The sequence below is a fragment of the Sutcliffiella sp. NC1 genome (assembly GCF_027594365.1).
Classification (GTDB): Bacteria; Bacillota; Bacilli; order Bacillales; family Bacillaceae_I; genus Sutcliffiella; species Sutcliffiella cohnii.
Genome location: NZ_CP115153.1, coordinates 1,634,945 through 1,648,490 on the forward strand (window position 1 = coordinate 1,634,945; position 13,546 = coordinate 1,648,490).

Sequence of the window (13,546 nt, forward strand, 5' to 3'; positions counted from 1 at the left end):
AATAAGGCTCTTTTCTAAAAGAGTGTGGCATTTTAAATAATATGAGTTTTATAAATGAAGCATTTAGTGGTTGGTTAGCAGTTAGTTCGTTAGGAACCCCCTAAAAGCTAACCAACTAACCAACCAACTTCCAATAACAACAAAGTTTAAGAACACAGCCTAAAATAAAAAGAGGTGAACGTGATGAATCAAACATATGTAGGCGCTAAAGTGCTATGGGTAGACTTTTTAGCGAATGGCCGTTATTTAATTAAAGAGGAAAAAAGGCAAAGCTACATTCAACAAGCAAAAGAAGCTGGTTTTTCTCACGTTGTCGTTGATGCGAAAATTCCATACGGGTATGTTACCTATCATAGCTCCCTTGCCCCACACGTTAGTTCATGGGAAAGATTCCGAGAGTGGGAAGGGAAAGACTATGTGCAATTAATGATTGATGTCATTAATGAACATGGCTTACATGCTATTGTAAAGTTTGATGTTTTTGCAGAAGGAAATATAAACGACACTAGTTCTAAAGCACATGCAAATAAAGAATGGCAAGTTACTTATTATCATTTAGACGCTTCAACTTCCACTCCGACCTTTACAAAAGCGGAGGAATTTCATGAACCTTCTATTTTTGTCAATCCAATTCATCCAGAAGTACAAAAATATGAGCTCTCTTTAATAGAAGAAGTTGTACAAAAGTACGACTTTCATGCTGTTGTGTTAGACCGTTGTCGCTATCCTAACATCAACGGAGACTTTAGTGAGTTTAGTAGAAATACTTTTGAACGATATATCGGAAAAAAAATAGAATGTTGGCCAGAAGATATACTGATCCCAAAGAAAAATGGTGTTCAGCCAGGCTCTTTATATAAAAAGTGGTTAACGTGGAGAGCGACGAATATTACGAACTTTGTTCATCAAGCAAAAGGGTTAGTAAAAGAAAAGAACGAGCAAGTCGGTTTTGGAATATATGTAGGTTCTTGGTACCCTGAGTTTTATGAAGAAGGTGTGAACTGGGCTAGTGTACATAATGAAGTAACTTTTCCGTGGATGGAAGAGGGTTATATGAAATCAGGGTACGCGGATTGTTTAGACTTTTTAATAACAGGTTGCTATTATCCCGACGTTTTTGAAGGGGAAGCTATACAGCAAGGAAAAGAGAAGTGGCGCAGTGTAGAAGGTGCTATTGAGTTAAGTAAAAAAGTAACTGCTCAAAATGTACCAGTGATCGCAGGTTTGTTTTTACAAGAGTACGAGGGTGACGCTTTTCAATTTAAAAAAGCAGTGGAAGAGTGTGTAAATAGTGGTGACGGTCTCATGATTTTCGATGCCATTTATTTAGAATTATACGATTGGTGGCAAGTTTTAATTGAAGAACAGAAGGAGGGCCAAAAATGAAAAAAGTTGTGTACGTACCATTAGATGAAAGACCTTGTAATTATTTATATCCGAAAGCATTAGCTGACATGACGGACATGGATATGATCGTTCCGAACAAAAATATGCTAGGTAACATGAAAACTCCTGCAAATGTACCTCAACTGTTAGAGTGGGTGAAAGAGGAAACGATAGATGCAGATTATTTAATCGTTTCTATTGATATGCTCTTATACGGTGGAATCGTGCCATCTCGTTTACATTCATTAACGATCGAAGAATGTTTGGAAAGGTTACATGTTCTAAAAGAAATAAAAGACAAAAATCCAAATTTGCAAATTTATGCTTATAACTTAATTATGCGTGTACCGGCCTACAATAGTGATGAAGAAGAGCCTAGTTACTATGAGCAATATGGACAAAGAATTTACCGTTTAGGATGGTTATCGGATAAGAAGGAACTAAACCAATTAAGTGAAGAGGAAACAGCGGAGTTTTCGAAAATAGAAGCGGAAATACCGCAAGAAATATTGACAGACTATTTTAATAGAAGGAAGACGAACTTCGCCGTTACAAAGAATGTTGTACAACTAGTAGACAGCAATTTGATAGATTACTTAATTATTCCGTTAGACGATAATTCTGAGTTTGGGTTTACAGCGAGGGAACAGCGTCATTTAATGTATCAAGTTGAAAAAGGTAATTTAATGGATTGTGTCAATATCTATCCTGGCGCAGATGAAATTGCATGTACTTTATTTACGAGAGTTTTCTGTCAGGAGCATGACTATACACCGGAAATAGCGATTCGTTATTCTTCTACTAATGGTCCTTTCATTATTCCGAGATATGAAGATAGAAGATTAGGAGAAAGCATAAAGTCTCATATTACTTCTGCAGGTGGCGTTATTGTACACGATGAAAGAGAGAATAATGTACTCCTTATGGTCCATTCTTCTGCAGTCGGTGGTCAAGATGGAATGGCGGAATCAAGCTTTGCAATAGAAACTAGAAATCGTTCTTATTTTTCTGAAGTGAATTATCGTGAGTTTGTCCATGCGATGAAGCACTTTATTTCAAAAGGAAAGAATGTAGCGTTAGCGGATGTTGCCATTTGTAACGGTGCGGATGTTTCTTTAATGCAGTTAGTGAAAAAACAAGGTCTACTAGATGAATTAATTGCTTATGCAGCGTGGAACACAAATGGAAATACGATGGGGACAGTCGTCAGTCACGCAATTATCGCTTCCTACTATCGACAAGATAAGGTAACAAGTCCGTCATGGCATAAAGAAAATAGTAAAGCATTTCTCTATAGTCGTCTTGTTGAAGATTGGGGCTATCAAGCGGTCGTGCGAAAGCATATATCTTATGAAGTACTACCAACTATAGGTCTAACACCGAGATATTTAGGTTCCCAATTACAAGATGTTACAAAACTAGTGAACGAAAAGCTTAACACTTTTATAGAAAAAGAAATGAAAGAGTTACAATATGATATTCAGTTAGAAAATGTTTATATGCCATGGAGAAGAATGTTTGAAGTGGGATATGATACCAAGTTGCAAGAAGCAAAAGTGAAGCAATAGCTTGAATGGAGGGAAACGTATGGTGGTGAAAGATTGGACTCTAAAAGAAAAAATAGGGCAAATGTTTATTATTGCTTTTGGAGGAGAAGATGTAACACCCAAGCTTGAAAAGGCGATTGCGGAATGGAATGTTGGGGGAGTTATTCTTTTTCAAAGAAATTTACGAGATATAAATAGAGTAATTACGTTAATTCGAGATATACAAACAATCGCTGTTAACAACAACCGTCCGCCATTATGGATATCGATTGACCAAGAAGGCGGAGGGATTGCCTATTTATGGGATTCGATGGTTGTATCTCCTGGAAATATGCTGATCGGTGCTACGAAAAGTGAAAAAAATGCGTACGATGCTAGCTTTGTCATGGGGCAACAGTTAAAAAAGATTGGATTTAATATGAACTTTGCTCCGGATATTGATATTAATAATAATCCGAATAACCCAGTAATTGGTGCTCGATCCTTCGGCGAATCACCGGTAGAAGTGAGTCAGTTAGGGAAAGCGAGTATACAAGGTTATCATGACGCTGGGGTTTTAGCGGTAGGTAAGCATTTCCCTGGACACGGAGATACGGAGTTTGATTCCCACTTAAGCTTGCCGATGGTAGATAAAACTTTAGAACAGTTAGAGTCGTTTGAACTCGTCCCTTTTATGGATAATATGAACAACAATATGGAAGCGATAATGACTGCCCATATTGTTTATCCGCAATTAGATAGTGAATTTCCAGCTACATTAAGTTCGTACTTTTTACAAACGCTGTTACGAGAAAAATACGAATATGATGGATTAATCATCACAGACTCGATGGAAATGGATGCGATTGCGAAATACTTCGGAAGAGAAGAAGGGTCTGTAAAGGCGGTTCAAGCTGGTGCCGATATTATACTTGCTTGTGGGCGAGATGTTGCTTCTCAATATTCCATGGTAGAAGCGGTAGAACGTGCAGTGGTAAATGGAGTGCTACCTTTATCAACAGTCGAAACTGCAGTTCATCGGATTTTAAATAAGAAGAAACAGTGGATTGACGATGAGAATCTCACGGATAGTTTAAATCCAACTACTATCGTCGAAGAGCAATATCATGAAGTGATGAATCGCATTGCAGCGGAAGGAATAACGTTACAGATTAATAAAAGTAATGTTTTACCGTTAGACCGTACTAAGACAATAAAAGTAATCGGGCAATCTTCTTACAATGATATTAGTTATATGGGAGACAGAAAGGCAATTGTCGACGTCGTCTTTGCAGAGGAACGATATGAAGTAACGTATATTAGTGGAGAAAATCCAACATTAATTGAGATAGCTGAAATAGTAACAACGATTCAACAAGGTGACGTCGTTGTGCTACTAATTAATGAACGAAGAGAATTGCAACGAGGTTGGGTGAAGTTAGTGGACCAATTATCAACTATGACGGAAAACATCATCGTTGTTTCTCTTTGGAATCCACAAATAATCGAGCGTTTACCAAAGGCGGTGGGCACATATATTACTACTTTTAGTTACACAGATCATACGATTCATCAATTAAAGAAACTATTAGACGGACAATTAACTTTTCAAGGGAAGTCACCGGTGAAATTGCTAGAGCAAGGGAGCTTTTCCTATGAAAATTCAAATTCGTAGTTGGAAAGACTGGGATGGTTCTTGGCAAGAGTTCATCCCTCTATGGAATCAGAACTTAGCGGAGTCTTTTCCGATAACGGAACTATTATTCGAGCGTAATTTAGTTGCTAATGAGTGGGTGAACGAGGAAGCATCATTCGTTGCACTTGAAAACAGTAGAGTAGTAGGTTTCCTTGTTTCTAAAAGAGATACGGAGCAAGGTGGTTGTTGGATTAGTGCTATATTAGTTGATAAAGAGTTTCGCGGCTTAGGAATTGGTAGTGGCATGCTACGAGAATTTGAACAGCAGATGAGTGGAGCAGACGTACTTGTAGGGATGGACCCTTATCATTTATTTCCAGGCATACCGAGTGAGCGTACGGAAACGATTCGTTTTTTTCAATCGCAAGGCTATCAAGTGGAAGGAAGTGCCTACGATTTACGAACGAGCATTTCCGATTATGCAGAAAAATATCCTCTACAAGAAGGCTATTCGGTTCGAAGGCTTCGAGAGGGGGAACAGTCTACTTTATTGTCGCTAATTCAAGCAAATTTCAGTCAGAGATGGTACGACGATACGTTAGCTTTTTTGCGAAAAGATCGACGTGTCGACGGAACGGTTGGGCTTTTTAAAGAAGATGCATTAATTGGTTTTGCCCATGTTCACACGTTTAACGACGGTTATATTGGTCCGAGTATTTTTTGGAAAGAGCTATTAAAGGAAAAATACGGTGGACTTGGACCGATTGGTGTGGCGAAGGAATATCAAGGAAAAGGTTTAGGAACATCGTACTTTGAACAAATTGTCCTTCTTTTACAGAAGGAAGGTGTTGAAGATATGGTGGTCGATTGGACAATACTATTAAACTATTACGGGAAATTTGGATTTCAGCCTTGGAAGCAATATACTCATGCTTCAAAAAAGCAGTAGGGAGGTAATAATCGTGGACTATAACATTGGGGTAGATATTGGTGGAACGAAAATAGCAGCAGGCATTGTTCAACGGGACGGCACGATCATTCACCAAGTGAAAGTACCTACCCCAAAACTTGGGAGAGAAGCAATACTTCAAGTGTTAAAAGAAGTAATTGTGGAGCTAACACTTTTTGCTAACAAAAAGAGCATCACTTTAGGTGGAATTGGAATTGGTACCGCAGGTCAAGTACATGTACAGGAAGCGAAGATATTATCAGGAACGTCGAACATTCGTAACTGGGGAGGCATTCATTTACGTGAAGAGATTAAAGCTTATTCTGAATTACCGGTTTATGTAGATAATGACGTAAACGTGTTGACGCTTGCTGAACAATATTTTGGGGCTGCGAAAGGCTATCAAGAAGTCATTTGTTTAGCACTTGGAACTGGTGTTGGTGGAGGAGTGTTAACGAAAGGTTCCTTAATACACGGTACTTGGGGTGGAGCTACGGAGCTTGGCCATATGTCGGTTGATATGAATGGCGAATTATGTAACTGTGGTCTTCCTGGCTGCTTAGAAACGTTTGCTTCCGGTACATGGATTGCTAGAAGAATGAGCAAACTGTTGACAGAGCATGGCGAGGAACACATCGATGTTGCTTCAATTACAGGGGAAGAAGTTTTTCGTTTTTATAAGGAAGGTCACCCATTAGCAAAAGAAGTTGTTCAACAAATGATTCAAGGATTATCAATAGGTATCATAAATCTTATTCATATGTTTAATCCCCAAATAGTTGTATTAGGTGGAGGTGTAATGGCAAACGAAGATTGGATAATTTACCTTTTACAGGAAAATTTAAAACATAAGGGATTAAGGGCATTAGTTAATGGTGTTGAGCTCAAATCTGCAGAACTACAGAATGAGTCTGGATTAATTGGAGCTAGTATACAACCGTGGCTATATAGTACTAATAAATTTTCGATTGAAAATGTACAATAGGGTTGGGATACAGGAATTCAACCAATATTAAGTAAACAGAATTGGATAAATGGACAGGGATATTATACACTTTTAATGATCGTTTTTCCTTTGCCACTACCCATGTGTTATTAATTATAGTAGAAAACCTTCCATTATTTTTGTATAATTTGATTCTTCGGAGTTTCAAATTTTACAATATGATAGGTAGGTTTTCTATTTTTATTCGTATTTATGTAGGTTCGTAAGATGTTGAATTCCCCATTTTTTCCCTGGATAAGAAACCCGTCCCTCTGTCCACACCTAGACAAAGTGGAAAATATTTTGGGGTGATGATTGGATATTATGTCTAATGTGCTTGTCATTTATTTTGTTATACTATAAATTTAAAATATTCTGTAAATTGGTTTAACCGTTATCTCAGAAATGAAAGAAAAGGGGGATAGGAGGCAATAGAAAGAGAGCAACCTGCAAGCATGTTTAAAAGATTACGTTTTAAAAAGGGCGGAATAGGTGAGATTTCCTTTTGCACGTGTAAGGAATCAGTTTTTTGAGATGAAGGGAGAGAGAGATATGAATCATAATGAGATAGATCATAATGATCCACGATTTAAAATCGCCAATAGGGAAGCATTAATCGGTGTTGGACTCGTTATTTTTAACTTTATATGGTGGTATGGCTTCGCTTACGGGTTAGGATCAACACCTCCAGAAGAATATACGTATGTGTTCGGATTGCCAGCGTGGTTTTTTTATAGCTGTGTTGTAGGAACAATTATAATGATAGTACTCGTTATTATAGTTGTGAAAGGATTCTTAACAGAAGTTAGTTTTGAGGAAGAGGAGGAGACAAAATGAACTGGCAAGTAATATTTCCATTAATAATTTTTGTCATCTCCATTTTTGTTGTTGGCTTTTGGTCGTCTCGTCATCTGAAAAATTCTAGTAACTTCTTGCAGGAATACTTTCTCGGAAGCAGGGAGTTAGGCGGATTCATTTTAGCGATGACAATGGTAGCCACTTACGGAAGTGCGAGTAGTTTCATCGGTGGACCAGGTACTGCCTATACGCAAGGATTGGGCTGGGTACTTCTTGCGATGGCTCAAGTGGCGACAGGTTATTTTACATTACTTATTTTAGGGAAAAAATTTGCGATATACGCCCGCAAATATAAAGCAATTACCCTCATTGATTTTTTACGTAGTCGTTACAATAACAGTAAGTCTGTATCCCTTGTAGCTGCTTTCAGTATTATTATCTTTATCTTTTCCGCAATGGCAGCTCAATGGGTAGGCGGAGCAAGATTAATAGAATCATTAACAGGTCTTTCTTATACATCTGCCCTATTTATATTTGCAGTTTGTGTCATCATTTATGTTATTATCGGCGGATTCCGTGCTGTTGCAGTAACTGACTCCATTCAAGGGGTTGTCATGTTTGTTGGTACATTAATCATTTTAATTGGGACGATTATTGCAGGAGGTGGGATTTCAAATATTATCTCAGATCTTGCTAGGGAAAACCCAAATCTCGTAACACCATTTGGACATGACGGCGGACTTACTCCAGCCTATGTTTCGTCCTTCTGGATATTAGTTGGTGTTGGGGTAGTTGCTCTTCCGCAAGTTACCGTTCGTGCGATGTCATATAAAAGTTCAAAAGCAATGCACCGAGCGTTAATTACTGGAACAATCGTAGTCGGCTTTATTATGCTCGGAATGCATTTAATTGGAGTATTTGCACGTCCAATCCTTCCAGATATTGCAGTGGGAGACTCTGTTATGCCATTAATTACGATGGAAGTATTGCCACCATGGCTAGCTGGAATCGTACTAGCAGCACCGTTAGCTGCCATTATGTCGACGGTTGACTCGCTTCTTTTATTAGTAAGTTCTGCGGTTGTAAAAGATGTGTACTTAAACTTCATTAAACCATCAGCTTCAAGCAAACAAATAAAACAAGTTAGTTTCGGTGTGACGACTGTTCTTGGAATTCTCGTATTTGCGATGGCGTTAAGTCCACCAGACTTATTAATTTGGTTAAACTTATTTGCTTTCGGTGGTTTACAATCCGCGTTTATCTGGCCAGTCATTATGGGACTTTATTGGCAACGAGGTAATCAACATGGGGCACTTGCTTCGATGGTTGTCGGTGTATCTTCCTATATTATTGTTCATAATTTCGCACCAAATATGATGGGAGTTCATTCTGTTGTATTTCCAATTATCTTTTCACTACTAGCCTTTGTTATCGTAAGTTTATTAACAAAAGAAACGATTATATCTAATTCAAATAAGCTACAAGCCTAACTGGCTAACTCCATAAGGTGGATGACCAAGGATTCGCGAAACGTCGCGATATCTACAGCTGTCATCCCCTTTTATTTACAGTTTTTTGAATATTGAAAAAGAAAGGGGTATACTATGCCGTCTATCAAACAATCCCGTGAAAATAGAAGTGTGAGAGATCGAGAGGAAGTTATTGAATTAACGCAAAAACTTGTCCAAATTCCTAGTGTATATCGTCCAGGTGTGGAAGGAGGAAACGAAGAAAAAGTAGCGAATTATGTTGCTCAATATTTAAGAGATTTAGGTATCGAAGTTCATGTAGAAGAAGTCGAGCCAGGCCGGCCGAATGTAATTGGTATCGTTGATTCTGGAAAACCAGGCCCAACATTGCTATTTGAAGGGCATACGGATGTAGTAACAGAGGGAGATCGAGAAGCTTGGACATACGACCCGTTTGGAGCGGTTATCGAAAACGGAAGGATGTACGGTCGCGGTACGAATGATACGAAAGGAAATCTTGCCTGCATGATCACCGCAACTCATTCAATTTTAAGGGATAAAGAAGAGTGGTCAGGAAAAATAATTCTTTGTATTCCGTGCGATGAAGAAGGAATGATGATCGGTATAAAGCATTTTATTAAGCAAGGTTGGGCTGATAATGTAGACGGCGCTATTATTTGTGAACCGGAAGAAAATCAAATATGTGTAAGTCAAAAAGGGGCAATGCGTATCGTAATCCGTGTGTATGGAAAAATGGCTCACGGAGCAATGCCACTTAGCGGGATCAATCCGAATACGAGGATGGCTAAAATTATTTGTGCATTAGATGACTACGAGCAGCGAGAAAAGGAAAGACTTGGTTGCCATCCACAATTAGGCTGGCCGAGTATTACACCGACCATTCTCCAAGCACCAGTTCGTGGGGAAGCTCAAATCAATGTCGTTCCAGATCAGTGTTTGACAACACTAGATGTAAGAACGGTTCCTGGGCAAAATCATGAGGAGATAAGAAAAGAAATTCAACATATTTTTGACAGGCTTTCTAAAGATGATGAAAGCTTTAGAGCGGAGTTTGAAGTGATTGAGGACCGACCTTGGACAGAAACGGATATAAACGAACCAGTCGTGCAAGCAATTGCAAAAGCATATGAAGAAGTTACTGGAAAGCCCCCTGTTTATAACGGAGTTCCTGGTGCGACAGACGGAACATTCCTCCATTTAGCTGGAGTTCCTATTGTCACAACTGGTGCAGGTGACAGGGAAGTACCACATCAAATTGATGAATACGTAGATATCGACGAATTGGCAGAAACAACAGAAATGTACCGAACAGCAGCTTTACTGTTTTTAAATAGAGGAAAAGACGAGTGAGGGATCAAGAGATGTCACAATATAAAATTGCAGTCATTCCAGGAGATGGAATCGGTCCTGAAGTAATGAAGGAAGCCTTAAAAGTATTGGAAGGTCTAAAAGAGCAAGATTCAACCTTTCAATTTCAAGCAGATATGTTCGATTGGAATTCTGATTATTATTTAAAACACGGTACAATGATGCCAGAAAACGGGATGGAAATCCTGAAAAACTATGATGCTATTCTTTTTGGAGCAATCGGTGACGAACGTGTACCTGATGAGATTACGATTTGGGAATTGATTATGCCAATTCGTAAACAATTCCAGCAATATATTAATTTACGACCAGTAAAAAAGCTAGATGGGATGAAAACGAGATACGATGATGTGGAAATTGATTTTGTCATAGTCCGTGAAAACGCAGAAGGAGAATATTCCAATAGTGGAGGACGACTTTATCAAGGGATGGAACAGGAACTAGCGATACAAAATACGGTTATTACTAAACTTGGCACATCACTCGCTGCTCAGTTTGCCTTTGAATATGCAAAGAAAAACGGCAAAAAAAAGGTGACAAGCGGAACGAAATCGAATGCAGTTATCCATTCTATGAAGCTATGGGATGAGGCTGTCCAGTTGGTGGCTAGTAATTATCCTGAAATTACGCTTGAAGAAAATTATATTGACGCACTAGCTGCTTATTTTGTTCAGCGACCACAATCTTTTGAAGTTGTCGTTGCTTCCAACCTTTTTGGAGATATTTTATCTGATTTAGGCTCGGCTCTCGTTGGAGGTTTAGGAATTTCACCATCTGCTAACTTAAACCCCAACCGTGAATATCCATCAATGTTTGAACCTGTACACGGCTCTGCACCAGATATAGCAGGGACGGGAAAAGCCAACCCAATTGCTCAAATTTGGTCAACTGCGCTGATGCTGGAGCATCTTGGTCGGAAGGATCTTGCAGAAAAAATAATGATCGGTATTGAATCTGTCGTGAATCAAGGGAAAGTATTAACAGCAGATTTAGGAGGAACGGCGACAACAGAAGAAATGGGGCAAGCGATTATAGAAGCAATGTTAGCTAATACAGAAAGAACATTAGCATAATAATAGATATTTACGAAAGAGGAAGGCGTGCAATTTGGCCTTCCTCGTTTCTAAACAGAAAGATAGAAAGGGAGATAAGATAATGAGACTTTCTGGAAAAACATATATTATAACTGGTGCTGCAGGCGGAATGGGTAAAGTTACAGTTGATCGCTTTTTAGAGGAAGGTGCGAATGTCGTTGCCTGTGATCTTTCCGTTGCTTCCCTATCCGAAAAGAGTAACCGTTTTTTAACAGTAGAAGGGGATTTAACGAAAGAGGAACATGCAGAAAATGTTGTCGCGCAAGCTATTCAAGCTTTTGGAAAACTTGATGGATTAGTACATATTGCCGGCATTGCCCAAAAATCTACACCGATTGAGGACGTAACGCTTGATGAGTGGAACCGAATTATCGCAATCAATACGACAGCTGTATTTTTAATGAACCGTGCTGTTGTAAAAGCATTATCAGATCAAGAAGGGGTTATCGTCAATGTTGCTTCCATTTCGGCAGTCCGACCACGTCCTGGACTGAGTTCTTATATCGCTTCAAAAGGGGCTGCCGTTTCTTTCTCACAAGCTTTAGCGATTGAGCTCGCTCCGAAAAAGGTAAGAGTAAATGTAATACACCCAGGTCCAAGCGATACACAAATGCTCGGACAATTTGCGGCTGAAGGAGCAGATGTCGATAAAATGAAGGACTCCGTATTCAAGCAAAGTGTTCCTTTAGGCAAGTTAATCGAGCCAATTGACATTGCCAATGCAGCAGTTTATTTATGCTCCGATGAAGCGCGGATGGTAACAGGAACCGTCCTTCATGTAGATGGTGGAAGAGGACTGTAAGTAAAGCGTGAAAGGGAGCGGTGAATGATGAAAAATCTAAAAATGTATATAAATGGAGAATGGGTAGAAAGCGCTTCAGGAGAGAGCATTACTGTCATAAATCCCTCAACTGGAGACCAAGTTGCCCTAGTTCCTATGGGCAAGGCAGAGGATATAGATGCTGCAGTTCGCTCAGCGAGAAAGGCTTTTGAATCGGAAGAATGGCAGCAAACATTCCGTCCTCATGAAAGAGGCTATATTTTGCTAGAGATAGCTGCAAAAATCCGTGAGAACAAAGATGACTTGGCAAAGCTAGAGACAATCGATGTAGGAAAACCGTTGTCCCAGGCGTATGCAGACGTAGAGGCGGCTGCACGATACTTCGAATACTATGCAGGAATGGCAGATAAAATTCTTGGGGAAACAATTCCCGTCGAATATGGAATTATTGATTATACGGTAAGAGAACCTGTGGGGGTAACCGCCCATATTATTCCGTGGAATTATCCGATTCAAATTATTTCAAGAAGTGTCGCTGCGGCGATTGCAACAGGAAATGCTTGTGTTGTGAAACCTGCAGAGGATACCCCATTAACTGCCCTAAAGCTAGCTGAGTTGTTCGCGGAAACGAAGCTACCAAAAGGAATATTGAACATCGTTACTGGCTATGGGTATGACGCTGGAACTGCTTTATGCTCGCACCGTGACATTAATCATATAACATTTACAGGTTCTGTACCGACCGGCATGGCCGTCATGAAGGCAGCGGCGGAAAACATCGTTCCAGTTACACTTGAATTAGGTGGAAAATCACCGAATATCGTGTTTAGTGACTGCGACCAAGATGCAGCGTTAGAATGGGTCGTTAAATCTATTATTCAAAATGCAGGGCAAACATGTTCAGCTGGATCAAGACTTTTAGTAGAAGCAGAGATTAAAGAAGAGTTTGTAGCGAAAGTTGTCAACCGAATGAAAGAGCTGAAGGTAGGTCCTGGTATATCAGATCCGGATATTGGCCCAATTCTATCAAAAAAGCAATTTGAACGAATTGAGTCATTTATCTTTGCTGCAGAAGCTGAAGGGATTAAAGTACTTACAGGGGGAAGAGGAGTGGATGTAGAAGGTGGCGAGGGCGGTTCGTATTTTGCTCCAACCGTATTAGACCACGTGGATCCAGCCTGTAAACTAGCTCAAGAAGAAATTTTTGGCCCAGTCCTGTCTGTATTTAGTTTTGAGACCGAGGCAGAAGCACTACAACTTGCCAACAATACAGAGTTTGGCTTAGTTACTGGTATTTGGACGAACGATGTAAAACGAGCGCATCGTATCGCGAACAAAGTACGGAGCGGCCAAGTATTTATCAACAACTACGGAGCTGGCGGCGGAATCCAAATGCCATTCGGCGGATACAAAAAAAGCGGCTTCGGCCGAGAAAAAGGCCTAGAAGCATTAAGAAACTACACCCAACTAAAAAACGTCGCACTCAGATACGACGGTTAATGTGGACATAGTCCCTCATCCACACATTTTTTT

General features: G+C 39.6%; 11 protein-coding genes. All 11 read left to right on the plus strand.

Features of this window, described 5'->3' with window-relative positions:
• Nucleotides 1-183: 183 nt before the first annotated feature.
• The 11 genes from O1A01_RS08450 to O1A01_RS08500 all read left to right on the plus strand — a co-directional run bounded on the left by O1A01_RS08450 (nucleotide 184) and on the right by O1A01_RS08500 (nucleotide 13,513).
• Complete coding sequence (locus tag O1A01_RS08450) at nucleotides 184-1,386, plus strand: alpha amylase family protein (RefSeq protein ID WP_066410781.1); 1,203 nt, start codon at nucleotides 184-186, stop codon at nucleotides 1,384-1,386.
• On the plus strand, nucleotides 1,383-2,954 hold the full coding sequence (locus tag O1A01_RS08455) for a DUF4127 family protein (RefSeq protein ID WP_270066032.1): 1,572 nt from the start codon (nucleotides 1,383-1,385) through the stop codon (nucleotides 2,952-2,954). The genes O1A01_RS08450 and O1A01_RS08455 overlap by 4 nt, the downstream gene beginning before the upstream one ends.
• 19 nt (nucleotides 2,955-2,973) lie before the next feature.
• Nucleotides 2,974-4,587, plus strand: a complete 1,614-nt coding sequence (gene nagZ / locus O1A01_RS08460) for a beta-N-acetylhexosaminidase (protein ID WP_270066033.1) — start codon at nucleotides 2,974-2,976, stop codon at nucleotides 4,585-4,587.
• Entirely contained in the window at nucleotides 4,568-5,497 is a 930-nt protein-coding gene (locus O1A01_RS08465; RefSeq protein WP_270066034.1) for a GNAT family N-acetyltransferase, read from the plus strand. The genes nagZ and O1A01_RS08465 overlap by 20 nt, the downstream gene beginning before the upstream one ends.
• Nucleotides 5,498-5,510: 13 nt before the next feature.
• Nucleotides 5,511-6,482 (plus strand): ROK family protein, encoded by a 972-nt coding sequence (locus tag O1A01_RS08470; protein ID WP_270066035.1) that lies wholly within the window; start codon nucleotides 5,511-5,513, stop codon nucleotides 6,480-6,482.
• A 552-nt stretch (nucleotides 6,483-7,034) separates the two neighbouring features.
• Nucleotides 7,035-7,319: a YhdT family protein gene (locus O1A01_RS08475; protein ID WP_066410773.1), complete on the plus strand. Its 285-nt coding sequence runs from the start codon at nucleotides 7,035-7,037 to the stop codon at nucleotides 7,317-7,319.
• The gene (gene panF, locus O1A01_RS08480; protein WP_066410766.1) at nucleotides 7,316-8,770 is read left to right on the plus strand and encodes a sodium/pantothenate symporter; all 1,455 of its coding nucleotides are present in this window, start codon (nucleotides 7,316-7,318) and stop codon (nucleotides 8,768-8,770) included. Before O1A01_RS08475 ends, panF begins: the two co-directional genes overlap by 4 nt.
• A gap of 114 nt (nucleotides 8,771-8,884) precedes the next feature.
• Entirely contained in the window at nucleotides 8,885-10,120 is a 1,236-nt protein-coding gene (locus O1A01_RS08485; protein WP_270066036.1) for a M20 family metallopeptidase, read from the plus strand.
• A gap of 11 nt (nucleotides 10,121-10,131) precedes the next feature.
• The gene (locus tag O1A01_RS08490; RefSeq protein WP_270066037.1) at nucleotides 10,132-11,211 is read left to right on the plus strand and encodes a tartrate dehydrogenase; all 1,080 of its coding nucleotides are present in this window, start codon (nucleotides 10,132-10,134) and stop codon (nucleotides 11,209-11,211) included.
• An 82-nt stretch (nucleotides 11,212-11,293) separates the two neighbouring features.
• Nucleotides 11,294-12,034 carry an SDR family NAD(P)-dependent oxidoreductase gene (locus tag O1A01_RS08495; RefSeq protein WP_270066038.1) on the plus strand — a complete coding sequence of 247 codons (741 nt, stop codon included), beginning with the start codon at nucleotides 11,294-11,296 and terminating at the stop codon, nucleotides 12,032-12,034.
• A 27-nt stretch (nucleotides 12,035-12,061) separates the two neighbouring features.
• Nucleotides 12,062-13,513: an aldehyde dehydrogenase family protein gene (locus O1A01_RS08500; RefSeq protein ID WP_066410869.1), complete on the plus strand. Its 1,452-nt coding sequence runs from the start codon at nucleotides 12,062-12,064 to the stop codon at nucleotides 13,511-13,513.
• Nucleotides 13,514-13,546 lie beyond the last annotated feature (33 nt).